Genomic DNA, 22,682 nt, shown 5'->3' with positions numbered 1-22,682 from the left:
TCCTTGCCCCAGTCCAGCCCGACATTCATCGACGAAGCCCTGAACGCCGCCCGCGGCTGTTGGGCACTCGTTATCGGCCGCCGTGACGCCGGGGCCTGGTTCGATTTCTCCCAGCGCGGCCTGGTCGGCAGCCTGATCGCGGTGGTGCTGGCGCTGTTACTGGCCGGGTTCGGACCGATGCTGCTCGGCGTTCGGGTGCCGGCCGGCGCGCCCACCCAATCCATTTTCATGAACGCCGCCCTCTTCGTCGCCCAGGCCGGCATGGCTTTCATCGTGCTCAAGCAAATGGGCCGGCAGGATGGCTTCGTGCCCTATCTCGTGGCCAGCAATTGGGTGACGCTGGTCTCGGGCGTGCTGCTGCTGTTTTCGCTGCTGCTCGGGGAAGCAGGGTTGATCGTGCTCCTCGCCATCGTCGTCGTGGCTTTGACCACCTTCATCAATATCGGCCGCTTCGTCGTGACGTTGAAGCCGATGCAGATCCTGCTGCTGTTCATTTCCCAGGGCGTCGGGGTGTTCCTGGCCTTGGGCATTCTCACCCTGATCCTGCCCGTGCCCATGCCGGCGGCATAGGGGGCTTGTGGATCAGCGGGATGGGTCGACCGGACAGGGCGGGCAATGACGATGGCGGGGAGAATTCCCGCCACGAGGGCATTCACACCATGCTGAAACGCGTTAGTAGTCGACGCCGGTGAGGTAAAGCCCGCTGGCCGGGGCCATGGCGCCGCAGCGCGCCCTTTCGGCGGCGTCGAGGGCGGCGCGGAAATCGGTCGGACTCCACTTGCCTTCGCCGACGAGCTTGAGCGATCCGACCATCGAGCGCACCTGATGGTGGAGGAAGGAGCGGGCGCTGACCGAGATGGCGATGGTCTCGCCATCCCCTGCCACGTCAAAGGCGTCGAGCGTGCGGATGGGCGAGCTGGCCTGGCATTCCGCCGATCGGAAAGTGGTGAAATCGTGCTTTCCAAGGATGAGTTGCGCCGCTTCCTGCATCGGTGCCACCGCGAGCGGCACCGGCACGTGCCAGACCTGATTGCGCTCCAGCGCCGCAGGGGCGCGCCGGTTAAGGATGCGGTATTCGTAATGGCGAGCTTTGGCCGAGAACCGGGCTTCGAACTCCGCGCCGACGGTCTCGCATTCGATCACCGCGACCGGATGCGGTCGCAAATGATAGTTCAGCGCCTCGCGGATACGGAACGGGTCCCAGTGCTTTGAGAGATCGAAATGGGCGACCTGGCCCAGCGCATGCACCCCCGCATCGGTGCGCCCGGCGGCCTGCGTCGCCACGATCTCGCCGGAAAAGCGCGCAATCGCCTCCTCCAGCGCCTGCTGCACGCTCATTCGATCCGTCTGCCGCTGCCAGCCGCAAAACGGAGTGCCGTCATATTCGAGCGTGAGCTTGAAGCGCGCCATCAGCTGACTTTGGCCGGCAATGGTCCCGCGCCGCGCAGGAAAGTCGCGGCGTCCATGGCCCCTTTGCCTTCGCGTTGCACCTGCACCAGCCGCACTGCGCCGGAGCCGCAGGCAATGGTGAGATCGTCGCCGAGCAGCGTTCCGGGCGCGCCCGAACCGGTGGCGAGCGTCGAGCGCAGCGCCTTGATCCGCACTGATCTGCCGGCCAGGTCCATTTCGAACCAGGCGCCGGGAAAAGGCGACAATCCCCGGACAAGATTATGCACCGCTTCGGCGCTGAGGGAAAAATCGATGCGCGCCTCACCCTTGTCGATCTTGCTCGCGTAGGTAGCGCCATCTTCCGGCTGCGGGGTGAAGTCGAGGCTGCCCCGCTCCAGCGCCGCCAATGCCCGCCCCATCAGGTCGGCGCCCAGCCGCATCATCTGGTCATGCAATTCGCCCGCGACCATGTCCGGGCCGATGGCGATGATCTCGGTCGGGCCCATGGCGCCGGTATCGAGCCCTTCATCCATCTGCATGACCACGATGCCGGTCTGCCTGTCGCCCGCCATGATGGCACGCTGGATCGGTGCGGCCCCGCGCCAGCGCGGCAGGAGCGAACCATGTAGGTTAAGACAGCCATATTCGGGCGCGGCGAGAATGGGTTGGGGCAGCAGCAGCCCATAGGCGACCACCACCGCCACCTCCGCGTCCAGCGCGGCGAACTGGGCCTGCTCTGCCTCGCCCTTGAGCGAGCGCGGCGTGAAGACGGGAATGCCGAAGGCGTCCGCCGCCTCATGGACCGGACTTTTCCGCTCCGCCTGGCCCCGTCCTGCCGGCTTGGGCGCGCGGGTATAAACGGCCACGACCTCGTGCCCGGCCGAAACGATCTCGGTCAGCGTCGGAACGGAAAATTCGGGCGTACCCATGAAGACGACGCGCATGCCCATATTCCCTGGATTTTTCTGTATTGGCTCCGGCATTCATTGCCCGGGTCGTCCGGGCCATCCAATCGGGGCCGCATGGATCGCCGGAACAGGCCCGGCGACGACGATTTTGTCCTCAGCCGGCTGCCCGCTTGGCAGCCTTGTCGAATTTCTTGATCACCCGGTCGCGCTTCAGCCGGCTCAGATAGTCGATATAGAGCACGCCATCGAGGTGATCGAGTTCGTGCTGGATGCAGACGGCCAGTCGACCATCGGCGTCCTTGGTCACCTCCTGACCGTCCAGATCGGTATATTTCACTGTGACGGAGCTGGGGCGCTCGACTTCGTAATAGAGCTCGGGAATGGACAGGCACCCTTCCTCGGTAACCTGGATTTCCTCGCCGAAGGCGGTGATTTCCGGATTAATCATGACCAGCGGGGCCGGAGGCTCGTCTTCCCCGGCGAGGTCCATGACCACGATGCGCTTCATCACCCCGACCTGCGGCGCGGCAAGACCGATGCCCGGTGCGTCATACATGGTGTCCAGCATGTCCTTGGCCAGCGCCTTGATCTCGTCATCGACCGCGATAATCGGGTCGCAGACGGCGCGCAGGCGTGCATCGGGAATGACGAGAATGGGGCGGATGGCCATGGCAGAAAGTCCGGCGGAATGGGATTGCACCCGATATGGCGATTTATGCTGCCGTGGTCAACAGGAGCAGGGTGCAAACGCCATCCAACAAGAACATTTTGCGAACATCAGAATCGGGCTAACATGACGCTATGAGTGAACTCGATCGCATTGTCTTTACGCTCGGCGCGGTGCCGGTCAGCCTCGCCATGCTGTTGGTGGCGGCGGGATTTCTGCTGCTGGCGGCCATTGTCGTCTATCTGGCCCTCTCGGCGCGGGCAAATGCCGCGCGCATCGAGGCTATGGCCAGAGATGCGGCCGATGGCCTGCGCAGCAATTTCCTCGAACAGCTTGCCGGCCGGGATACGCGCATCCGCGAGCTTGAGGGGCAATTGGACCGGGAGCGTGGCCGCAGCACCGATTTGCAGACGGAGCTGGCGGCGATGCGCACCCGCCTCGATGAACAGGCCCGCCAGAACGAGGCCAATCTCAAGCGCTTCACCGATGCGCGCCAGCAGATGACCGATGAATTCAAGGCCATTGCCGGCGACGTGCTGCGAAGCCACAGCGAGACCTTTTCCAAGCAGAACCGCGAACAGGTCGACGTGCTGCTCAAGCCGCTCCAGGACAAGATCGGCGAATTTCACAAGGGGCTGATCGAGGACCGCTCGGCCATGAGCGAGCGCATCAGGGCGCTGGCGGAAAGCAATTTGCAGATCACCACCGAGGCGCAGAATTTGACACGAGCGCTCAAGGGCTCCTCGCAGACCCAAGGCGCATGGGGCGAGATGATCCTTGCCACCATTCTCGAGCAATCGGGCCTGCGCGAGGGCGAACAATACAAGACCCAGCAAAGCCATGGCGACGAGGATGGGCAGCGGCTGCGCACCGATGTCGAAATCCTTATGCCCAATGGCGATGTGCTGGTGATCGATTCCAAGGTTTCGCTCACCGCCTTCGAGGCCTTCGTCAACAGCGAGGACGAAGGGCGGGACCAGCATCTGCGCGCCCATATCGCCTCGGTGCGCACCCATATTGCGACGCTGGGCGACAAGTCCTATCACCGCGCCGCCCGCTCGAGCCTTGATTATGTGATGATGTTCGTGCCCATCGAATCCGCGCTCGCCACCGCGATCCAGAACGATGCCAAACTGGTGGAATTCGGCATGTCCAAGGGCGTGATGCTGACCACGCCGACCACGCTGATGACCGTGCTGCGCACGGTGCGCAATGTGTGGGACATCGAAAAGCGGCACCAGAATGCCGAGGAGATCGCCGAACGAGCCGGGGCGCTTTATGAGAAGGTGGCCGGGTTCCTAGCGAGCATGGATCAGGTGGGCGACGCCATCGACAAGAGCCAGCGCGCCTATGCCAAGGCCAGGGACCAATTGACTTCCGGGCGCGGCAATGTGGTGCGACAGGTGGAAATGCTGCGCGAACTGGGCGCCAAGACCAGCAAGGCGCTGCCCGCAGGCTGGGACGGGGGGAGCGATGACAAGCCTGCCTTGCGGCTGGTCGGCGAGGAGCCAGGCGACCTCAACTGATTGACCGTTTGTGAACTTGCGCCGCGCTGGCGCGTTTCTCCTTCATGCCTGTGCATAAAGGGAGACGATCATGGTTCACCATCACGGCCATACGGGGCGGCTCGTGCCCCAGGAAACCAATTTCGACAATGCCGACAATCCCGGCATTGCCCAGCCCTATAGCCAGAGCGAGATCGAAGACCTGCTCTATGGCGACGATCGGCCATTGGCGGAGCGGGTGGCGCGGCTGAAGGAAATCCGCAGCGAGGCGCTGGCCCGGGAAAGCGGCGATTTCGGCGACGAAGACCCCGCCGCCATGCTTGATGAGCTCGACCGCGCCATCGAGGCGCTGGAAGGCGATGCGGCCAATCTTGATGAAACCGGCGACGCCGCCGCGCTGATGTCCGCCGATCCTGCAGATCACCTCGATGCCCTCTCGCCCGACGACGTCGATGCCCGTCAGGTCCTGACCGGCGAGGACGATCTGGACGAGGATGAATGGCCCGAAGATGACGACAATGTCTGGCAGGGCAGCGAGGAATTCAAACCCGGCCTCAATTGACCCGGTCAGATCTCGGTGCGGGCCTTAAGTGCTTGATTAAGCGTGCCTTCGTCGAGGTAATCCAGCTCGCCCCCGACGGGGACGCCATGGGCGAGGCGGGTGATTTTGACGCCGGTTCCGGCCAGGCGGTCGGTGATGTAATGGGCGGTGGTCTGGCCCTCGACATTGGCATTCATGGCGAGGACGATTTCGGAATAATCGCCGGCCCGGGCGATGAGTTTGTCGAGGTTGAGGTCGTCCGGACCCATGCCATCGAGCGGAGAAAGAACGCCGCCCAAAACGTGGTAGCGCGCCGCTCCGACCCCGGCGCGCTCCAGCGCCCAGAGATCGGCAACGTCTTCCACCACAATGAGAATTCCGCTGTCACCGCGCCTGGGATCGGCGCAGATCGTGCAGGGGCTGACCGTATCGATATTGCCGCAAATCTCACAATTGCGCACCGCCGATACCGCCCGGTCGAGCGCGGCGGAAAGCGGCAGCATCAACTGCTCTTTCTTCTTGATCAGGTGCAGCACCGCCCGGCGCGCCGAGCGCGGGCCAAGGCCCGGCAAGCGTGCCAGAAGCTGGATCAGTTGTTCGATTTCTTGACCGCCGTTTGGCATTTTTCGTCACCGCACCGGCGAATTGGTTAGCACATTGCCAGCGCCGGGCGCCGCAACAAGGGGAAAGCCGCTCAGAACGGGAATTTCATGCCCGGCGGGATGGGCAGGCCGGCGGTGACCTCGGACATGCGGCGCTGCATTTCGACCTCGCTCTTGCCCTTGGCGTCATTGAAGGCGGCGACGATCAGGTCTTCGATCACTTCGGCGTCTTCCGGCTTGAGCAGAGCGGGGTCGATCTTGATGCCGCGCACATCGCCCTTGCCCGACAAGGCCACGACGACCATGCCACCACCGGAGCGGCCTTCGACCACCAATTCGGCCAGCTCGTTCTGCATGGCCTCCATCTTGGCCTTCATCTCGCCGGCGGCCTTCATCATGCCCATGATATCTTTCATTCGTCGTCCTCTTCAGGTGGGGGCGGGGGCAGGTCAGCCATGGCGGCGGCATCCTCGCGCACCGTCACATTGACCAGTTTGGCCCCGGGAAATGTTTCCAATATGGCCTTGACCAGCGGATCGTCATGCGCGGCGTCGGTGTCGGCCTGTTTCTTCTGCTCGGCTTCCTGACGGATGGTCAGCCCTTCGGGCGGCCGCGTCGAGACCATGACCAGCCAGCGCTGGCCGGTCCAGGCCTGCAACCGGGCGGAGAGGGTGGCGATCATGCCGGGATCGGCGCCATCGCTGAGGGCCACTTCGATGCGGCCCTGCTCGAAGGAAACCGGACGCATCTGGCCCTCGAGCGCCAGCTTGATCAACACGTCGCGCTTGGCGGCGGCCAGCGCGATCAGATCCTTGTAGCTGGCAATGGTTGCCAGCGCCGGCTGCGCCACGGCAATCGGGGTCGTGGCGGCGATGGGCGTGGTCACAGGGATAGGGGCGGACTGCACTGCTTCGACCCGCAGGGCCGATGCGCCACCGGTCGGGCCGGAAGGACCGCGCGGCGGCAGCGCCGGGGCGCTGGGGGCGGCGGCGGGCAGGTTGCCCTGCTGGGTGAGCCTTGTGATCACTTCGTCGGGGCTGGGCAGGTCGGCGGCATAGGCCAGCCGGATCAGCACCATCTCGGCGGCCTGCAAGCCATTGCCGGCGCGGGCGACCTCTTCATTGCCCTTGAACAGAATTTGCCAGGCGCGGGTCAGGGCGCGCATGGTCAGCCGGCCGGCAAGGTCGCGGCCCCGGCTTTTCTCGTCGGGGGTGAGCGCGGCGTCATCGGCGGCGGCGGGCACCACCTTGATGCGGGTGACCAGATGGGTGAATTCGGCGAGATCGGCCAGCAGCGTCTGCGGATCGGCGCCAAGGTCATATAGATCGCGCAGGGCAGTGAGCGCTTCGGCGATGCGGCCGCCCATCAAATCTTCGAACATGTCGATGATCCGCGCCCGGTCGCCCAGACCCAGCATGGTTTTCACCGTCGCGGCGCTGACATTGCCATTGCCATGGGCGATGGCCTGGTCGAGCAGGCTGAGACTGTCGCGGGCCGAACCCTCGCCGGCGCGCACGATCATGGCCAGGGCGTCGGGCTCGAAGCCGATCCCTTCCTGCCCGAGTATCTTTTCGAGATAATCGGACATGATCCCGGCGGGGATGCGCCGCAGATCGAAGCGCTGGCAGCGCGACAGGATGGTGATCGGAACCTTGCGGATTTCCGTGGTGGCGAAGATGAATTTCACATAGGGCGGCGGCTCTTCCAGCGTTTTCAGCAGCCCGTTGAAGGCGGCCGTCGAGAGCATGTGCACCTCGTCGATCACATAGACCTTGTAGGGCGCCGAAACCGGGCCGTATTTGACCGAGTCGATGATCTCGCGGATGTCGCCGATGCCGGTATTGCTGGCGGCGTCCATTTCCACCACGTCCACATGGCGGCCCTCGATGATGGCGCGGCAATGCACGCCCTCGCGGGACAGATCGAGCGTGGGGTGTTTTCCGGTCTCGTCCTCATAGTTGAAGGCGCGGGCGAGGATGCGGGCGGTGGTGGTCTTACCCACGCCGCGCACACCGGTCATGATGAAGGCATGGTGGATGCGGTTCTGCGCAAAGGCATTGCCCAGGGTCTGCACCATGGCGTCCTGTCCCACCAGGGTGGAAAAGTCGCGCGGGCGATATTTGCGGGCCAGCACAAGATAGGGCGATGTCTGGTTTTCAGCCATGCCGGAATGTCTCGCGCCCTGCTTTGGGGAATCTGCCTTCGTTCATGGCCGCACTTTAGGGCAAGCCTTGTGCGACCGCAAAAGCCAACAGGGCTTTGCGGGGCTTATCGGCTCACTTGTGAACAGATTGAGTAGGAGGCTGGCAAACGACCCGTGAGGATCTCGTTGGGGCTGCTTCCTTCCGGACCTGACCCGGTTGGCGAGGAACACGTCCGCGCCAACCTCCCGAGGGGCTATATGCGGATTTTGCGGGCCGGATGCAAGAGGCCAGTGCCGGAGCGGGGGATGGGAAGGGGACATTCTGGTTTTGGGCGAGGTGAAGATATAAGTTGCCGGACCACAAGTTTTCGATCGAAGCGGTACAGGTCACGGCGATGAAGATTTCGGTGCAGACGCTCAGCGTGTCAGATCGGCGTTTAGTCGCGGAATGGGCTGCCATATGCGCTGAGCGCGTCCTTTATTTGTTCGAAGCCGAACGCCCCGACGATGAGCGCCCTCGCGCCGCGATTGCTCGGACACGGGCTTTTTCCCGTGGAGAGTTGAACACCGCGTCGGAAATACGTGGACGGTTCGGCGGTGGCAGCGCGGGTCGCGATGCAAAGTCAGCAGCGGCCGCCGCGGCGGCGAGAGCGGCCGGTCAAGCATCGGCAATCTGCCACATGGGCGCACACGCCCTGGGGGCCGCTGCATACGCCGTGAAAGCGGCCAGCCTAGCCGCTTCAGATCAGGCCGAAGCCGCCGAAAAAGAGATTGCTTGGCAACTCGGACAGGCTACGGCGGAAGTGCAGGCTGCACTTTTGCAGCTTCCGCCAGTTGGCGAGAACAAGTCTGGCCCGCTCGGCCCGGGTCTCCTGGCTTCAGGTCAACTCGGTGAAATTATCTGCCAACTCCAAACCGGGCTTGCCAAAATCGGTGCGAACTGACCACACCGCGAATGGCAAGTATGAGGTATCGACCATTGGCGACGGGATCACCGAAATGAGGTCGATATCGGCCCGGTCGTTGTGGGATGGAAAGGGGACTGGCAGCTTTTAGCCATTGTCGGCAGAAAACGGCAGTGATGAGCGTGCCAGCATCATCCGCGATACTGGTCGAAACGTCGCTCAGAAAAACGTCGAAAGGCATTTTTGAGAGGCAGATGCCGGGCGCTTTGGGCGCCCGGCTCGGAACTTCACCTTAGCGTTCGCGGAAGTTCTTCGGACTGCCAGAGACCGAGGCCAAAGCCATCGGGGTCCAGAAAATCGGCGCTCCAGCCCCCTGGCGCTTCGCTGACCGGTGTGACGATAGTAACGCCCTTAGCCACAAGGTCCGCGACTACGTCATCGATGCCGCCATCGTCTACGGTAAAGATGATAGCCGGGGTATTCCCGCGAACGCCTTCCTGCTGAAAGAAGATTATCTCAAGGCCACTCTCTAACGAGCCCTGAAGCCAGAAGGGTTCTGCCCCTTCCATGCGCTGCAGATCGAGCCCGAAGCTCTCGTTATAGAATTTTTCCGTGCGCGCGATGTCGCTGACATAGTAGACAACGCTGGCGCTTTTCGGTCTGAAGCTCATGAGGAGCCCTCCTTTTCAGTTTACATTGCTTATTGCCGCCGATCCGCATTTTGTGAGCGCCGCACGATAAATAAATGTCCGTCTGGATCGTGGCTGGCAAAGGTGCCGCCCACCCGAAGCAGTTTAGGCAGCAAAGCATCGCGAATACGGCCATAGGCTATATCAATACTGAGGCCCGGCAGATCGGTCGGCATTGAAACGCCTGCCGCCACGGCACGGCGTTTCAATGCCACGATCCGTTGGCGCAGAGCCGTATCGGACAGTCCCAGTAGGTACGCAACTTCACGCCGGTTGTGGCCCGACAGGGTTAGTGCCGCGACGGACTTGAGCGATTTCGGTAGACAGGCCATGAAGGCAACAGTGTCGCCCGGCTCGCTCTTGTCCGGCAATTCTGCCTGGTATTGCCATTGTTTTTCCCGCCGCTGGCGGCGGATCGCGGCGCGGGCAGCCATGCGAGCTTGATTACGCACTGTGCCTGCCAGCCAGCGCACCGTCTCTACAGCATTAAAATCGGTGCGACCTGCGATCACGGCGGCAAGCATGGCTTCCTGCACAATATCCTCAACCAAGCCTGCGTCGCGACACTCCCGGCGTGCAATGGAGTGCAACTTCTTATAGAGGCATGTGCGCACGGAAAGAGCTGCTCCAAACTGGATTCGACGACGGTCAATAAGCCGACAATGATGGCCATCCAAGTCCAATCAGGCGGGTCTTAGTGCCTTGAGCATACGCCTCGCCGTATACAACAAGCAGAATGGGGAAAGTGTGCGCCGTTCTGACTTGCTTTTGTCTTGCGTCGGAAATCGAATTGGGGCGGCAGCTTTTGTTGAAATGCGCGAATGCAATGAACGGCTGGGATGAGGTCGATATCGGCCCGGCAGCTGTGGATGAAAAGGGGAGTGCCCGCTTTGTTCTGCTGCCCCGACATCGCACATTCGCCACGCGATTAGAGACGTCGGAAGGTACTGAACTGGAATTTTTGGACAGAATCCCAAGGCGTCACGTGGTCGTGGCGGCGGGTGTCAACTAACTTGAAATTGTCGCCAAGCAACGCAATCAAGCTTGCCGCATCGTGCCGAACGATAGGCAATCCGCTGCACTTTTCTGGCCCATCCGGTGCGAACGTGCCGAAAATGACGCGGCCGCCGGGGGCCAGCGCGGAGGACATGCGTTCGATATAGGCTTGCTGCTGCCGGGGCTCGGTCAGGAAATGAAATGCAGCCCGGTCGTGCCAGATATCGTAATTCTGGGGCGGGGACCAATCGACTGCGTCGGCGACGATCCACTTGACGTGCTCCGAATGTTGGCCGAGGCGTGCCTTGGCGACATTGAGGGCCTCGGGCGACAGATCCAGCACGGACAGGTCGGTGTGACCGGCGGCGACGAGGAAGTCGACCAGACGCGATGCGCCCCCGCCAATGTCGATTATCGCATCTGTGGGCCTGGCACCCACGAGCTCCATGAGAGCAACCGATGGCTCGGGACGTTCCTGGAACCAGCTTACCTGCTGCTCGCTCTTGCTCGAATAGACGCCCTGCCAATGCGCTTGTCGGTCCTGCATTATGCCACCTCATTCCAAAGGGCGGTGATGATGCTCACGGCTGCCGGCCCTAGCGAGACCATGCAGACGGGCAGAGCGCCACCAGACCAAAAGCACACACTTCCATAGCAATCTCCCGACCGCGCAGCACTCTGACGGTGATCAGGCGGCAATTCAACAGACAAGCGTGCTCACGGCAGCGTCCAAGACGATCAGAAGCGTCCCGGAACGACCGAGATGGGGATCGGATGCCAACGTACCACCATCGACCCCATCGCAGACATTCAAGATTGAAGATATCATCCCTGAAAGTCACCCTTGGGGGCAGCCGACGCCGGAGCTAGAAGCTGGAGGACCAGTCATCCGGCGGCGCGATCAACCTGATCCAGGCGGGCATCAAGCCCTTTGCCCCTGGTGATTCCCATGATCCCCATTTGCTGTGATGCTGGAGGGGGTGCAGTTGGCGAGGAGGCGCCTTGCGATAGGCTGGCGACCGGCCGCATCGATTGATAATAAGGGGCAATGTTCAAGCTACGCACCTCCACCAACCAAGATTTAGCGCGAGTCCTGGATATCTGGCGCAGTGCCGTGGACGCCACTCATGATTTCCTCGCGCGCGAGGATCGTGTGGCTATCGAAGCCGAAGTCGTGTCCTTCTTCCCCCACGTGAATTTCGTTCTCGCCAGCGATGAGGCCGACGTGCCGCAGGGCTTCATGTTCCTGCACGACGGGCACCTCGAAGCGCTGTTCGTTGCGCCTGAAAAGCACGGCTTGGGCATTGGCAAGTTGCTCATCGGTTCGGCATTGCGTGACAATCCGGGCCTTACCACCGATGTGAACGAGCAAAACCAAAGCGCCCTTGGCTTCTACGAGCACCAGGGCTTCGAGCGCACTGGTCGCTCTCCAGTGGATGGCCAGGGGCGTCCATATCCCCTCATTCACCTTCGCCATCGCTGACCATGTTCCTGCCCTTTCCAGCGTAGAACGCCTCGCCCCTGCCTGGCAGCATTTGGGATGCCGCCAAAGCTCTCGGAACGTCCACAATAGGGGGCGACACCTGTCACCGGAGACATATCCAGCCACGTTGGGCGGGCGGTCTCAGCGCTGGCGGCCCGCGACCGGCGCGTCGCGCCACTGGCCCGGCGCCAGCCCGTCGAGCGTCCAGTCCCCGATCCGCCAGCGCACCAGCCGCAGGGTGGGAAAGCCGATGGCCGCCGTCATCCGCCGTACCTGCCGGTTGCGCCCCTCGCTGATGGTGAGCGATAGCCAGCTGTCGGGTACGCTTTTGCGGTAGCGCACCGGGGGCGTGCGCGGCCAGAGATCGGGCGGATCGATGCGCGAAACCCGGGCCGGGCGGGTGGGGCCATCGTTAAGCTCGATGCCCCGGCGCAATCGGTCGAGCGCCGCTTCGTCGGGCTCTCCTTCCACCTGCACCAGATAGGTCTTTTCCAGCTTGAAACGCGGATCGGCGATGCGCGCCTGCAATTTCCCGTCATCGGTAAGCAGCAAGAGACCCTCGCTGTCCTTGTCGAGCCGCCCGGCGGGATAGACGTTCTTGACCGCAATATGATCGGCCAGCGTTTCGCCCTCGCCGGAAAACTGGGTCAGCACGTTGAACGGCTTGTTGAAGAGGATGAGGCGGGCCATGGCGACACGCATCCGGCATGGCGGCGTTTTCGTCAAGCCCGCCGGCATTGGCTGTTTCGTGACGATGCCGGGCAAAGGCCGGCCTTGCCCGAACCGGCCCGGATGGTTATCCCCTTTTGCAACAGACCAGTTCGCGCCCATCGAATGAGGAGCCTATTTTGGCCAAACGCCGCCACCGCACCTCCCTGCGCACATCGAGCCAGGACGTCGCCGTTTCGCGCAAAGCGCCCGATACGGCGCAGACGCGCAGCGCCGCCTACCGGCTGGCCTTCGCCGACGACGAGTTCATGACCTCGGAAGACACGCGCGGCATCCGCTTCCAGCTCGAATATCTCAAGCCCGAATTCCGCCTGCGCGAACACGGGATCAATTCCACCGTGGTCTTGTTCGGCGGTGCGCGCATCCCCGAGCCCGGCAAGCCGGCCTGGGCCGCCAAGAACGAAACGCAGAGAAAAAATCTCGAAGCGGCCTCGCGCTATTACGAGGAGGCGCGGCGCTTCGCCCAATTGGCCAGCCAGACGGCAGCCTCGATGGATTTCAAGGAATATGTGGTGGTCACGGGCGGCGGGCCCGGCGTGATGGAGGCGGGCAATCGCGGCGCCGCCGATATGGGCGCCCCCTCGATCGGGCTCAATATCGTGCTGCCGCACGAGCAGGCGCCCAATCTTTATGTCACCCCCGACCTCTCGTTCAATTTCCACTATTTCGCCACCCGCAAGATCCACTTCCTGTTGCGGGCCAAAGTGGTGGCGGTGTTCCCCGGCGGCTTCGGCACGCTGGACGAATTTTTCGAGACCCTGACGCTGATCCAGACCGGGCGCATGGACAAGGTGCCGGTGCTGCTGTTCGGCAAGGAATTCTGGACCAAGGTGATCAATCTGGAGGCTTTGGCCGAGGCTGGCACGATCGCGCCCAATGATCCCGACCTGTTCACCCTCGTGGACACTGCCGAGGAAGGCTGGGACTGCGTGCGCAAGCACTATAACCTGCCCGAAATGGGCGCGCCGGCCTGGATCGGCGGCTGAGGCGGCGCCTCGCCTTCAATAGCTTTTTTCCGGTAGCGGGATGAATTCGGTTTCGTCCGGCACCGGGCCGAAGCGGGCCTGTTTCCAGTCCTCCTTGGCCTGTTCGATCCGCTCCTGGCTGGAGGAAACGAAATTCCACCAGATATAGCGCGGCCCTTCGAGCGCAGTGCCGCCGAGGAACATCATGCGGGAGGGCGTCGCGGCGGTGACGGTGATGGCGTCGCCCGGCCGGAAGACCAGCAGGCGCGGGCCTTCGAAGGTGTCGCCGGCAATCCTGACGCTGCCGCTGACCAGATAGATGGCGCGTTCCTCATATTCGATGTCGAGCGGCGCACTCATGCCGGCGCCCAATTGCACCTCGACATAGAACCAGTCCGAAATGGTGGCGACCGGGGCGCTCTGGCCGAAGGCGCGCCCGGCAATGACGCGGGCGGAAAGCCCCGTATCGGTGACGAAGGGCAAGGCATCGGCGGAAAAATGCTGGAAGGACGGATCGATCTCTTCCTTGCCCTCGGGCAGGGCGATCCAGCTTTGCAGGCCCAGAAGCGTATGGCCGTCGGCGCGGTCCAGCTCGGGCGTGCGCTCCGAATGGGCAATGCCGCGCCCCGCCGTCATCAGGTTCATGGCCCCCGGGCGAATGTCCTGCACATTCCCTTCACTGTCGCGATGGGTGATCTTGCCGTCGAAGAGATAGCTGACCGTGGCCAGCCCGATATGGGGATGGGGTTTGACGTCCATGCCCTGTCCGGCCAGAAATTGCACCGGGCCGAAATGATCGAAGAAGATGAAGGGCCCCACCATCTGCCTTTTGCCATGCGGCAGGGCGCGGCGGACCGGAAAACCCCCTCCCAGGTCGCGCGTACGCGGCACCACCACAAGCTCCAGCGCGTCGCAGCTCTGCGTGTCGCCGGCAATGGGATCGTAATCGGGCAGCCAGGTCATGGTGATCTCCTTTCGCAGCGGATTTGACGCCGATCGGGGAGGGATGTCGAGGCGGCACAGATTTGTGACCGGGGGCGGGTGATTTCCATGACGGTGGAGTTCGCTGAACCAGCAGTAACCCCCATCCCGGCCCTGCGCTCAAGGGGGAGCGCGCAGGGGCCGAGGCTTCCGGGTGGTGAGGCGCAAACAGAACAGGTTGTGGGCTGACGGAGCTGATTTACCCCGGGCGCTGGGTGCTGCGGCCGCTCTGGTTGGATATGCCGCTGATCGTGGCGCGCAGGGCGGCGGGTTTGACCGGCTTGGTGATGACGGCGATGCCGCGATCCTCGGCCAAAGCGCGCACGGCGGGGCTGCGATCGGCCGTGACCAGGGCGGCGGGCAGGTGTCCGCCCAGATTGTGCCGCAGCCATTCGATGGCATCGAGCCCGGAGGTCTGGTCGAGATGATAATCCATCAGCACCAGATCGGGATACCAGCCTTCGAGCAGGTGTTCGCGGTCGATCTGCTTGAGCGAGAGGGCGGTGCGCACATCGCACCCCCAATGGACGAGCAGGCCCTCCATGGCCTCGAGGATGGCGCGTTCATTGTCCACGCAGAGAATGCGCAGGCTGAGCGTGCTGAAATCGGGCTCGGGGGCCGGTGCGTCGGGCCGGGCGGCGGGGCGCGCATGGCGCAGGGCGGGCAGGTAGATGGAGAAGCGCGAGCCATGGCCTTCGCGGCTGTCCAGTTCCAGGGTCAGGTCCAGCGCGCTCACCAGCCTTTGCACGATGGACAGGCCCAGCCCCAGGCCCTGCGCCATGCGCGCGCCGCGCTCAAGCCGGGAAAATTCGGCAAAGACCAGCCGGTGCTGGTCCTTGTTGAAACCGATGCCGCTGTCGATGACGTCGAGCCGCCAGCGATTGCCGCGCCGGCGCAGGCCCACCAGAACCTTGCCGCCAATCGGGGTATATTTGATGGCGTTGGAGACCAGATTTTGCACGATACGGCCCAGCAGCGCCCGGTCGGCCAGGATCGTGGCCCTGGTCGGCACGATGCGCAGGGAAATCGAGCGCTCCCGCGCCATGGGCGCGAATTCCACTTCGGTTTTCTTGAGCAGATCCTGCGCTTGCATCGGGGCGGGCGCCGGTTTGAGCGCGCCGCTATCGATGCGCGAAATATCGAGCAGGGCGCTCATGATGTCTTCCACCGCCGTCAGCGAGGCTTCGATGGAATTGGCCAGTTCGGCAAAGGCAGTGGACTTGGCGCGCTCGATCAGCGTCGAGGTGTAGAGACGGGCCGCATTGAGCGGTTGCAGCAGATCATGGCTGGCGGCGGCGAGAAAGCGCGTCTTGTCGTGATTGGACGCATCGGCCTTGGCGCGGGCGGCTTCCAGTTCGCCATTGACCTGCCGCAGCGTCGCCGTGCGCTCCTCGACGCGCCGCTCCAGGCTCTGGTTCATCTGCTCCAATTGCTGCTCAGCGCGCACCCGGGCCGTGACATCGGAAAAGCTGACCACCAGCCCCCCATCGGCCAGGCGGCTCGAATGGAATTCCAGCACCTGGCCATTATTGCCCTGGCGCTGGGTCACGGTTACGGGGGCCGCGGTCACTTCATTGATGCGCTGGATGGCCAGCCGCGCCGCGTCACCCGGGCCCAGATCGCCGCGTTCGGCCATGAAGAGCGCGATGTCGAACAGCGCGGTACCGGGACGAACCAGGTCGGCGGGCAGGGCGAGCAGGCTATTATAGCGCTGGTTGGATGCGGTCAGCCGCAGCCCGGCATCGAACACAGCAATGCCCTGGGGGACATGATCCATGGCCAGCTTGAGGGCCTCGGCCCGCTCTTGTGGGTGCAGCGTCATGAAACGGTTCGAAGGGCCTTATGGGGGTGATGCAATATGTATCGGCCCCCCAAACCATCAGTGCAAGACCATCCTTGGCCCCATTGATTTTGCTCGAAAAGCCCGGCAATCGTTAATTCTGGTTAACCTAAAGCCGCGCCAGGGCGGCGTGATTCAGCGTGAAGGGGCCTGCAATGAGCGGCTTTTTGAAGGAATTCCGGGATTTTGCCGTCAAGGGCAACATGATCGACCTTGCCATCGGCGTCATTATCGGCGCCGCGTTCGGGGCCATCGTGTCCTCCATCGTCGATGACATTTTCATGCCCCTGATCGGCATCATCATCGGCGGCATCGATTTTTCCGGCATCGTGCTGCAAGTAGGCGAGGCCAAGGTCAATCTCGGCCTGTTCATCAATGCCGTGGTCAAGTTCACCATCGTCGCCTTCGTGCTGTTCCTCGTGGTCAAGGGCATCAATTCGCTCAAGCGCGACGCCGCCCAGGAGCCGGTGGAAACCACGCCGGCCCCCAGCAAGGAAGAAGTCCTGCTCACCGAAATCCGCGACGCCCTACGCGCGCAGAACAAGGTCTGAGACGAAAAAGGCCGGCTTGGACCGGCCTTTTTTGCGCGCCGGTGTTAGGAATAATATCACTAGACAGGAATAAAATCCTGAGCTATCGTGGCAATCGTTAGGTGTTTCCGCCTACGAACTGTCCTGATGGGACGATGGGATCACCTAGGGCAAACTACATGAGAGCAGGATTCGGGCAGTAGGCTGTTTCTGGTGTCCGAGCAGACCGACGAATCCGGATTTTCAAGGCGTGTCAGGCTGATGCGGCTGAGCGTTTCGTTGTGACAAGTCGAGCAAGACTGGAGCGGGTTTTCAGGCCCCGGGCCTCTGGCTTCCGGGTGACATCGTGCTGAAAGGGACTAGGTATGAATACGCATTCCTATTATCACGCCTTTCTCAACCGGGACCGTCTGGTCCATGTCGTCGATGCGGATCTGGGGATCTGCGAGGCGCTGAGCGTGCTGTTTCGGCTCGAAGGCTTCCAGACCAGTTTCTCACGCGACGCCGCCAGCGCCATAAATGCGATGGAGCGACGACATCCCGATGTGGCGGTGATCAATCTGGTGGTGGGCGAAGACAGCGGGCTGGGCCTCTTGCGCCGGGTCAAGTCGCTGCGCACCGGGGCGCCGGTGATCATGCTGTCCAATAATCCGCAAGTGGATGCGGCAGTTACCGCCATGAAACTGGGCGCCACCGACGTGCTCACCAAGCCCATCGACAGCGAACACCTGCTCACAATCATCCGCGACGCGCTGCGCCGCGACGTTCATCTCGGGGCCATGAGTGACGGCCGCCGCCCGGTGGAAGTGCGCGGCTTTGCCCAGCTCACCCCGCGCGAACGCGAAGTGCTGCAATTGATCACCAATGGTCAGTCCAACAAGGAGGCCGGGCGCGAGCTGGGCATTTCCCCGCGCACCATTGAAGTGCATCGCGCCCGGGTGATGGAAAAACTGGGCGCCCGCAATACTGCCGACCTGATGCGCATTGTTTTGACGTCATAGCGTCAGCTATCGCTCCAGCGGAGCGATTGTCCTAGGCACCGGCGCCGGAAAGCAGGGCGGCGAGTTGATCGAATTGTTCGGGCAGCCCGAGAGCGGATCCCTGCAAAGCCTCTTCGAGGGCTTCGGCGGACGGATAGCGTTCGTGGAACTTGACCCGCGTCTTGCCACCCAGATCCTCAAACGTCACGCTGGTGACAGCGCCTTCTTCGCCCTCGTCATTGGTCCAGACAATGCGCACGTTCTCCACCACATCCAGATATTTGCCATAAAAGCTCATTTTGTTTGTGTCGCCGGTGCTGAAGTCCAGCCGGTATTTTCCGCCGGTGCGAACGTCCATTTCGCACGACACCAGTTCGACACCCGCAAGCGATTTCGGCATCCACCAGCGCTGGAACGGCCTTGGCTCGCTCCATGCCCTGAACACCACGGTCGGCGGTGCGTCGAAAATCCGAATGAAGGCCAGTTCGCGGTCACCAATCCGCTCGGCCGATGTGGAATTGGGCGTGCCACCGGCGCCGCTAGTTTTCTCGTCCATCGTCGTCCTCCTGTTTGATTTCGTTGATGATGCCGTCCAATGCATCGAAGCGAGCCTCGAAAAGCCGCCGATACCCCTCGATCCATTCCGCTTCTGCCTTGAGATCACGCTTGCCGAGCCGACAGGTGCGCACCCGCCCGATCTTCTCGGTGATGACGAACCCTGCCTGTTCCAGAATCTGAACGTGCTTTTTCATGCCCGTCAGCGTCATCTTGAACCTTTCGGCCAGACTGCTGATCGAGGCGTCCGCTTGCCCAAGCTGATGGATAATGCCCCGGCGGGTAGCATCGGACAGTGCGGCAAAGGATCGGTCGAGATTGGGATTTAAATACTGAACCATAAAGTTCAGTATGATCCTGCAGCATCAATGACGCAAGCGCATTCGCGCTTCGCCCTACGGCGTTCGCGACCAGCGTCTAGGTTCCGGCAATGACGTTTGGGGCCGAGACGGAAATGCCGGCCTTGGCAATCAGCATCAGGCCATGCCATCGAACGCCGTCACGGCAAAGTAGCGGGAACAGCCGCACCCGGGTCGAGGCTTTTACCCGCCCAGGCTAGGCAGGGTCAGATCGCCCGAGGTCAGTTTGCTAGCGGTGATGGCGGCGTCGGCCTTTTCGCGCGGCAGTTCGAGGGCCGTCCAGACGCTGACCAGCGCGTGGCGCAATTCGAAGATCATTTCATCGGTGTGAAGCGGCGTCGGGGTGATGCGCAACCGCTCGGTGCCCTTGGGCACGGTGGGATAATTGATCGGCTGGATATAGATATTGTGCTTGTCGAGCAGCATGTCGCTGGCGGCCTTGACGGCCCGGGCATCGCCCACGATCAGCGGCACGATATGGGTCTCGGTCTCCATGACGGGCAGGCCGGCATCGGCCAGGATCGCCTTGGTCAGCCGGGCCTGGCGCTGATGCATCTGCCGTTCGTGGCCATTGCCCTTGAGATGCTCGATCGAGGCGCGGGCGGCGGCGCAGAGCGCCGGGGGCAGGGCGGTAGTGAAGATGAATTCGGGCGCATAGGAGCGCACCGCGTCGATGATGGCGCGATTGGCAGCGATATAGCCGCCCATGACACCGAAGCCCTTGGCCAGTGTGCCCTCGATGACGTCGATGCGGTCCATCAGCCCGTCGCGCTCGGAAATGCCGCCGCCGCGTGGACCATAAATGCCCACGGCATGGACTTCATCGATATAGGTGAGCGCGCCGAATTCCTCGGCCAGATCGCAGATCTCCTGAATCGGGGCGATATCGCCATCCATCGAATAGACCGATTCGAAACAGATCAGCTTGGGGCGCTTGCGATCCACCTGGCTCAGCAATTCGCGCAGATGCGCCACGTCGTTATGGCGGAAAATCTTCTTTTCCATGCCCGACTGGCGCACGCCCTGGATCATCGAGGCATGGTTGAGCTGGTCCGAGAAGATGATGCAGCCCGGCATCAGCCGGGCAATGGTGGAAATGCCCGCCTCGTTGGAGACGAAGCCCGAGGTGAAGACCAGGGCGGCTTCCTTGCGGTGCAGATCGGCGAGCGAACGCTCCAGCTCGACCAGCGGGCGGTTGGTGCCCGAAATATTGCGGGTGCCGCCGGCGCCCACGCCCATGCTGCCGGCCGTTTCCTGCATGGCCTGGATGACTTTTTCATGCTGACCCATGCCCAGATAATCGTTCGAGCACCAGATGGTGATCTCGCGGGCATTGTCGGCTTCATCGCGATAGAGCGCCTTGGGGAATTTGCCGGCAATGCGTTCCAGATCGGCAAAGACCCGATAGCGCTTTTCCGCCCGCAGTGAGTCCACCGCATCTTCGAAAATGCCGCGATAGTCCATGAAAAACCGCTCCTTCGCTTACGTCCGAGAGGGGCAGAGGCCAGACCGGGCGAATATGAACGTTTCCTAATCCCGCCGCCGCCGCGTTGATATAGGTCAATTCGACGCGCGCCGTGAGGCTAAACCCTTGCCGAGACAAGGGCCGGAAGACAATATTGAGAGCAATTCTAAAGTTTGGCAGGCGATCTGCCAACCCGACCTCGCACCGCTCCACCCGAAAAACGCCGCCCCCCCGCGCCCCCGAATTAACCGGGCGATACGCAAAATGTTGATCGATTCGCGCTTGTGCGCTTAGATCAACTTCCCCTGGAGGGGGGATCAGGGGGGAGTTTCAGGGTGAAAAGCTTTTCGTCTTCGAGTTTCGCCGGGCAGCCTGACGATGCTCTTGTTCTGGCCCAGCAAGCCGTCTCGGCCCATCCGCAGGCCCTGTTCACCGATTTTCAGTGGTTTCTCTACGAAGCGCGGGACAGCGTATTTTTCACCGCCTTTTCCGCCCGGTCCTACGACAAGGAGGGGCTGGGCAATATGGTGGCCGAAATGGTGGCGCTGGCGCCGCAATTGACCCATGGTTTCGTCGGCGCCCAGCCGGGACAGCCATTTCCCAAACATCTGCTCGACGCCATCACCTCGCTCGAGGAGGTCGATGATTTCGACGGCTATCCCGACAAATGGCTGGGCAAATCCGACGATATCTTCGCCCGGCCCGACCTGCCCCTGTTCCGCGTCATGGCCGCGGTGCGCCGCGATGGGCCGGATGAAGCGGGGCGGGCGGCGATCCTGCAGGTGCGTTCCAGCCATGCGCTGCTCGAAGGCTCCGATTCGGCGCTGCTGACGCGCTCGCAAGTGGCGGCCCATGGCGCCCAATCGGACAAAAGCCACAAATTGCCCTGGCGGCAAAGGCTGGGCTCGGCGCTCAAGGGCGGGCTCTCTGCCATCATCTACATGGCCATCGCCAATCTTCTGGCCCCCAAGGACCAGCCCTGGGGCTTCAAGACCCTGGCGGTGGAGCGCCACCGGCTGCGCCAGCTCGCCAACAAGTTGGGCGTGCGGCAGCGCTCGCTGATGTTCGCGCTGGTCACCCACGCGCTCAATGGCGAGGGCCAGAAGAAGCACATGAGCGGCAAGACCATCGCCGCCGCCTACACCATGCTCGATAATCGCCGCAACAGCGCCGACGACGACTTTTTCCGCGTCCGGGCGCTGGAGGCCAAATTCGCCGTCAGCGAGGATTTCCTCGATTATGTCCGCATGGTGGACGACACGGTGGCCGGCATCGAGCAGAAGGACATCACCTCCTTCCAGGTGATGATGAACGCCATGTTCAAGGCGCTGCGCGGCATCAATCGCGTGCTGCCCTTCCTGCCCGGACGCCGCTTCTGGCGCTTCAATGGCGGGGTGGACATCGTGCTGACCCTGGTGCCGCCGCACCGCACCTATGGCCCCATGACCCATGGCATGATGGAGCCCTTGTTCTGCGGCGCCTGGCATCCGGCGGCCAATATCTGCACCTTTTGTCCGGGCCGCGATTTCGTGACCTTCAATTTCTCCATGGAACAGCGGCACCTGGCCAATGTCGACAAGGTGCTGGTCCTGCTCGAGGACATGGAGAAGCGGGAGGTGCCGCCTCACCGCATGACGCCATCGGTGGAGCGCCTGCATTGACCGGGAATAGCGCCGCTTTCGCCACCTATCCCAGCCTCAGGGGGCGTCCGGTAGTCATATCCGGCGGCGCTTCGGGCATTGGCGAAGCGCTCGTCCGGCACTTTGCCGCGCAGGGTGCCAAGGTGGGGTTCGTCGATATAGCGGCCGAAGCGGGAGAAAATCTGGCGGAGGAATTGACCCATTCCGGCCACGCCGTCCGTTTCATCGCCTGCGACGTCACCGATATTGCCGCCTATCGGGCCGCGATTGCCCGCTTTGCCGAGGCACATGGTGAGGCGCGCGTCCTCGTCAACAATGCCGCCCATGACCAGCGCCACGACTGGGCCGAGGTGACGCCGGACGAATGGGACCAGCGCATGGCGGTGAATTTGAAACACGCCTTTTTCGCCATGCAGGCGGTGGCGCCCGGCATGGCGCGGGCGGGTGGCGGCTCGATCATCAATTTCGGCTCGATCAGCTGGATGATCATGACCCCCTCGATCCCGCTTTACGAGATCGCCAAGGCCGCCGTGCATGGCCTCACTCGCTCCATGGCGCGCGAATTGGGGCGCTCGGCCATCAGGGTCAATTCATTGGTGCCTGGCGCGGTGATCACCCAGCGCCAACTCGACCTCTGGATCACGCCCGAGGATTTGCGCGACATCGAGGCCAGTCAGGCCCTCTCTGGACACATCGACGCCGACGATTGCGCCCGCATGGCGCTCTTCCTCGCCGCCGACGACAGCGCCATGATTTCCGGCCAGCATTTTCTGGTCGATGCCGGCTGGGCCAATACATAAATATTAGTCG

The 22,682-nt window shown here is 62.6% G+C and carries 25 protein-coding genes, 1 other RNA gene and 1 pseudogene; 11 read left to right on the top strand and 16 right to left on the bottom strand.

Annotation, left to right across the window (positions count from 1 at the left end; translation table 11 throughout):
- Nucleotides 1-3: 3 nt before the first annotated feature.
- Nucleotides 4-570: a hypothetical protein gene (locus H0482_RS14030; protein ID WP_193730704.1), complete on the top strand. Its 567-nt coding sequence runs from the start codon at nucleotides 4-6 to the stop codon at nucleotides 568-570.
- Nucleotides 571-672: 102 nt separating this feature from the next.
- Here the strand turns inward: H0482_RS14030 and truA are convergent, their stop codons facing one another.
- The 3 genes from truA to def all read right to left on the bottom strand — a co-directional run bounded on the left by truA (nucleotide 673) and on the right by def (nucleotide 2,967).
- Nucleotides 673-1,410 (bottom strand): tRNA pseudouridine(38-40) synthase TruA, encoded by a 738-nt coding sequence (gene truA / locus H0482_RS14025; protein ID WP_193730703.1) that lies wholly within the window; start codon nucleotides 1,408-1,410, stop codon nucleotides 673-675.
- Nucleotides 1,410-2,333, bottom strand: coding sequence for a methionyl-tRNA formyltransferase (gene fmt, locus H0482_RS14020; RefSeq protein ID WP_193730702.1), 924 nt, complete (start codon nucleotides 2,331-2,333; stop codon nucleotides 1,410-1,412). The genes truA and fmt overlap by 1 nt, the downstream gene beginning before the upstream one ends.
- 118 nt (nucleotides 2,334-2,451) lie before the next feature.
- On the bottom strand, nucleotides 2,452-2,967 hold the full coding sequence (gene def / locus H0482_RS14015) for a peptide deformylase (RefSeq protein ID WP_193730701.1): 516 nt from the start codon (nucleotides 2,965-2,967) through the stop codon (nucleotides 2,452-2,454).
- Between the two features lie 131 nt (nucleotides 2,968-3,098).
- On the opposite strand from def, the gene H0482_RS14010 reads away from it, so the two are divergent.
- Together H0482_RS14010 and H0482_RS14005 are read left to right on the top strand one after the other, a co-directional pair.
- A complete protein-coding gene (locus tag H0482_RS14010; protein WP_193730700.1) occupies nucleotides 3,099-4,490 on the top strand; it encodes a DNA recombination protein RmuC in 1,392 nt (463 codons plus the stop codon).
- A 70-nt stretch (nucleotides 4,491-4,560) separates the two neighbouring features.
- Nucleotides 4,561-5,031 carry a hypothetical protein gene (locus tag H0482_RS14005; protein WP_193730699.1) on the top strand — a complete coding sequence of 157 codons (471 nt, stop codon included), beginning with the start codon at nucleotides 4,561-4,563 and terminating at the stop codon, nucleotides 5,029-5,031.
- A 5-nt stretch (nucleotides 5,032-5,036) separates the two neighbouring features.
- Here the strand turns inward: H0482_RS14005 and recR are convergent, their stop codons facing one another.
- The 4 genes and pseudogenes from recR to ffs all read right to left on the bottom strand — a co-directional run bounded on the left by recR (nucleotide 5,037) and on the right by ffs (nucleotide 8,003).
- Entirely contained in the window at nucleotides 5,037-5,633 is a 597-nt protein-coding gene (gene recR, locus H0482_RS14000) for a recombination mediator RecR (RefSeq protein WP_193730698.1), read from the bottom strand.
- A 71-nt stretch (nucleotides 5,634-5,704) separates the two neighbouring features.
- Entirely contained in the window at nucleotides 5,705-6,028 is a 324-nt protein-coding gene (locus H0482_RS13995) for a YbaB/EbfC family nucleoid-associated protein (RefSeq protein WP_193730697.1), read from the bottom strand.
- Nucleotides 6,025-7,785, bottom strand: a pseudogene (locus tag H0482_RS13990) (DNA polymerase III subunit gamma/tau); the annotation flags it as partial. The pseudogene H0482_RS13990 and the gene H0482_RS13995, both read right to left, overlap by 4 nt.
- Before the next feature lie 121 nt (nucleotides 7,786-7,906).
- Nucleotides 7,907-8,003: signal recognition particle sRNA small type (ffs, locus tag H0482_RS13985), an RNA gene on the bottom strand.
- Between the two features lie 102 nt (nucleotides 8,004-8,105).
- Between ffs and H0482_RS13980 the strand changes: the two genes are divergently transcribed.
- Nucleotides 8,106-8,699: a putative immunity protein gene (locus H0482_RS13980; RefSeq protein WP_210319190.1), complete on the top strand. Its 594-nt coding sequence runs from the start codon at nucleotides 8,106-8,108 to the stop codon at nucleotides 8,697-8,699.
- 248 nt (nucleotides 8,700-8,947) lie between these two features.
- Here the strand turns inward: H0482_RS13980 and H0482_RS13975 are convergent, their stop codons facing one another.
- The 3 genes from H0482_RS13975 to H0482_RS13965 all read right to left on the bottom strand — a co-directional run bounded on the left by H0482_RS13975 (nucleotide 8,948) and on the right by H0482_RS13965 (nucleotide 10,892).
- Entirely contained in the window at nucleotides 8,948-9,331 is a 384-nt protein-coding gene (locus H0482_RS13975) for a VOC family protein (RefSeq protein ID WP_193730695.1), read from the bottom strand.
- A gap of 29 nt (nucleotides 9,332-9,360) precedes the next feature.
- Nucleotides 9,361-9,963, bottom strand: coding sequence for a sigma factor (locus H0482_RS13970; protein ID WP_330998272.1), 603 nt, complete (start codon nucleotides 9,961-9,963; stop codon nucleotides 9,361-9,363).
- Between the two features lie 314 nt (nucleotides 9,964-10,277).
- Nucleotides 10,278-10,892 (bottom strand): class I SAM-dependent methyltransferase, encoded by a 615-nt coding sequence (locus tag H0482_RS13965; RefSeq protein WP_193730693.1) that lies wholly within the window; start codon nucleotides 10,890-10,892, stop codon nucleotides 10,278-10,280.
- Between the two features lie 501 nt (nucleotides 10,893-11,393).
- Between H0482_RS13965 and H0482_RS13960 the strand changes: the two genes are divergently transcribed.
- Nucleotides 11,394-11,828: an acetyltransferase gene (locus H0482_RS13960; RefSeq protein WP_193730692.1), complete on the top strand. Its 435-nt coding sequence runs from the start codon at nucleotides 11,394-11,396 to the stop codon at nucleotides 11,826-11,828.
- A gap of 141 nt (nucleotides 11,829-11,969) precedes the next feature.
- Here H0482_RS13960 and H0482_RS13955 read toward each other — a convergent pair whose 3' ends face one another.
- Complete coding sequence (locus H0482_RS13955; protein WP_193730691.1) at nucleotides 11,970-12,518, bottom strand: pseudouridine synthase; 549 nt, start codon at nucleotides 12,516-12,518, stop codon at nucleotides 11,970-11,972.
- Here H0482_RS13955 and H0482_RS13950 point away from each other — a divergent pair.
- Together H0482_RS13950 and H0482_RS13945 are read left to right on the top strand one after the other, a co-directional pair.
- A complete protein-coding gene (locus H0482_RS13950; protein ID WP_193730821.1) occupies nucleotides 12,517-12,666 on the top strand; it encodes a hypothetical protein in 150 nt (49 codons plus the stop codon). The two genes, H0482_RS13955 and H0482_RS13950, sit on opposite strands and share 2 nt — an antisense overlap.
- A 10-nt stretch (nucleotides 12,667-12,676) precedes the next feature.
- Complete coding sequence (locus H0482_RS13945; protein ID WP_210319189.1) at nucleotides 12,677-13,543, top strand: LOG family protein; 867 nt, start codon at nucleotides 12,677-12,679, stop codon at nucleotides 13,541-13,543.
- 15 nt (nucleotides 13,544-13,558) lie between these two features.
- On the opposite strand, the gene H0482_RS13940 is transcribed toward H0482_RS13945, so the two are convergent.
- A complete protein-coding gene (locus H0482_RS13940; RefSeq protein ID WP_193730690.1) occupies nucleotides 13,559-14,485 on the bottom strand; it encodes a pirin family protein in 927 nt (308 codons plus the stop codon).
- 217 nt (nucleotides 14,486-14,702) lie between these two features.
- A complete protein-coding gene (locus tag H0482_RS13935; RefSeq protein WP_193730689.1) occupies nucleotides 14,703-16,325 on the bottom strand; it encodes an ATP-binding response regulator in 1,623 nt (540 codons plus the stop codon).
- A 173-nt stretch (nucleotides 16,326-16,498) separates the two neighbouring features.
- On the opposite strand from H0482_RS13935, the gene mscL reads away from it, so the two are divergent.
- Together mscL and H0482_RS13925 are read left to right on the top strand one after the other, a co-directional pair.
- On the top strand, nucleotides 16,499-16,894 hold the full coding sequence (gene mscL / locus H0482_RS13930) for a large-conductance mechanosensitive channel protein MscL (protein WP_193730688.1): 396 nt from the start codon (nucleotides 16,499-16,501) through the stop codon (nucleotides 16,892-16,894).
- 344 nt (nucleotides 16,895-17,238) lie between these two features.
- Complete coding sequence (locus H0482_RS13925) at nucleotides 17,239-17,874, top strand: response regulator transcription factor (protein ID WP_193730687.1); 636 nt, start codon at nucleotides 17,239-17,241, stop codon at nucleotides 17,872-17,874.
- Nucleotides 17,875-17,905: 31 nt separating this feature from the next.
- On the opposite strand, the gene H0482_RS13920 is transcribed toward H0482_RS13925, so the two are convergent.
- The 3 genes from H0482_RS13920 to hemA form a co-directional block, all read right to left on the bottom strand.
- A complete protein-coding gene (locus tag H0482_RS13920) occupies nucleotides 17,906-18,409 on the bottom strand; it encodes an SRPBCC domain-containing protein (protein ID WP_193730686.1) in 504 nt (167 codons plus the stop codon).
- Nucleotides 18,393-18,749, bottom strand: coding sequence for an ArsR/SmtB family transcription factor (locus H0482_RS13915; RefSeq protein ID WP_193730685.1), 357 nt, complete (start codon nucleotides 18,747-18,749; stop codon nucleotides 18,393-18,395). The genes H0482_RS13920 and H0482_RS13915 overlap by 17 nt, the downstream gene beginning before the upstream one ends.
- Before the next feature lie 201 nt (nucleotides 18,750-18,950).
- Nucleotides 18,951-20,231, bottom strand: a complete 1,281-nt coding sequence (gene hemA, locus H0482_RS13910) for a 5-aminolevulinate synthase (protein WP_193730684.1) — start codon at nucleotides 20,229-20,231, stop codon at nucleotides 18,951-18,953.
- A 336-nt stretch (nucleotides 20,232-20,567) separates the two neighbouring features.
- On the opposite strand from hemA, the gene H0482_RS13905 reads away from it, so the two are divergent.
- Both H0482_RS13905 and H0482_RS13900 read left to right on the top strand, forming a co-directional pair.
- On the top strand, nucleotides 20,568-21,893 hold the full coding sequence (locus H0482_RS13905) for a hypothetical protein (protein ID WP_193730683.1): 1,326 nt from the start codon (nucleotides 20,568-20,570) through the stop codon (nucleotides 21,891-21,893).
- Nucleotides 21,890-22,672: an SDR family NAD(P)-dependent oxidoreductase gene (locus H0482_RS13900; RefSeq protein ID WP_193730682.1), complete on the top strand. Its 783-nt coding sequence runs from the start codon at nucleotides 21,890-21,892 to the stop codon at nucleotides 22,670-22,672. The genes H0482_RS13905 and H0482_RS13900 overlap by 4 nt, the downstream gene beginning before the upstream one ends.
- Nucleotides 22,673-22,682: the final 10 nt, after the last annotated feature.

The sequence above is a fragment of the Devosia faecipullorum genome (assembly GCF_015158295.1).
Classification (GTDB): Bacteria; Pseudomonadota; Alphaproteobacteria; order Rhizobiales; family Devosiaceae; genus Devosia; species Devosia faecipullorum.
Note: the sequence above shows the minus strand (reverse complement) of the source record. Positions and strands in the feature narration are given on the sequence as shown.

Excerpts from the sequence above, each read along its gene's own strand:
- truA (WP_193730703.1), bottom strand. The coding sequence starts at position 1,410 with ATGGCGCGCTTCAAGCTCACGCTCGAATATGACGGCACTCCGTTTTGC.
- fmt (WP_193730702.1), bottom strand. The coding sequence starts at position 2,333 with ATGCGCGTCGTCTTCATGGGTACGCCCGAATTTTCCGTTCCGACGCTG.
- def (WP_193730701.1), bottom strand. The coding sequence starts at position 2,967 with ATGGCCATCCGCCCCATTCTCGTCATTCCCGATGCACGCCTGCGCGCC.
- H0482_RS14010 (WP_193730700.1), top strand. The coding sequence starts at position 3,099 with ATGAGTGAACTCGATCGCATTGTCTTTACGCTCGGCGCGGTGCCGGTC.
- H0482_RS14005 (WP_193730699.1), top strand. The coding sequence starts at position 4,561 with ATGGTTCACCATCACGGCCATACGGGGCGGCTCGTGCCCCAGGAAACC.
- recR (WP_193730698.1), bottom strand. The coding sequence starts at position 5,633 with ATGCCAAACGGCGGTCAAGAAATCGAACAACTGATCCAGCTTCTGGCA.
- H0482_RS13995 (WP_193730697.1), bottom strand. The coding sequence starts at position 6,028 with ATGAAAGATATCATGGGCATGATGAAGGCCGCCGGCGAGATGAAGGCC.
- H0482_RS13975 (WP_193730695.1), bottom strand. The coding sequence starts at position 9,331 with ATGAGCTTCAGACCGAAAAGCGCCAGCGTTGTCTACTATGTCAGCGAC.
- H0482_RS13965 (WP_193730693.1), bottom strand. The coding sequence starts at position 10,892 with ATGCAGGACCGACAAGCGCATTGGCAGGGCGTCTATTCGAGCAAGAGC.
- H0482_RS13960 (WP_193730692.1), top strand. The coding sequence starts at position 11,394 with ATGTTCAAGCTACGCACCTCCACCAACCAAGATTTAGCGCGAGTCCTG.
- H0482_RS13950 (WP_193730821.1), top strand. The coding sequence starts at position 12,517 with ATGGCGACACGCATCCGGCATGGCGGCGTTTTCGTCAAGCCCGCCGGC.
- H0482_RS13955 (WP_193730691.1), bottom strand. The coding sequence starts at position 12,518 with ATGGCCCGCCTCATCCTCTTCAACAAGCCGTTCAACGTGCTGACCCAG.
- H0482_RS13940 (WP_193730690.1), bottom strand. The coding sequence starts at position 14,485 with ATGACCTGGCTGCCCGATTACGATCCCATTGCCGGCGACACGCAGAGC.
- H0482_RS13935 (WP_193730689.1), bottom strand. The coding sequence starts at position 16,325 with ATGACGCTGCACCCACAAGAGCGGGCCGAGGCCCTCAAGCTGGCCATG.
- mscL (WP_193730688.1), top strand. The coding sequence starts at position 16,499 with ATGAGCGGCTTTTTGAAGGAATTCCGGGATTTTGCCGTCAAGGGCAAC.
- H0482_RS13925 (WP_193730687.1), top strand. The coding sequence starts at position 17,239 with ATGAATACGCATTCCTATTATCACGCCTTTCTCAACCGGGACCGTCTG.
- H0482_RS13920 (WP_193730686.1), bottom strand. The coding sequence starts at position 18,409 with ATGGACGAGAAAACTAGCGGCGCCGGTGGCACGCCCAATTCCACATCG.
- H0482_RS13915 (WP_193730685.1), bottom strand. The coding sequence starts at position 18,749 with ATGGTTCAGTATTTAAATCCCAATCTCGACCGATCCTTTGCCGCACTG.
- hemA (WP_193730684.1), bottom strand. The coding sequence starts at position 20,231 with ATGGACTATCGCGGCATTTTCGAAGATGCGGTGGACTCACTGCGGGCG.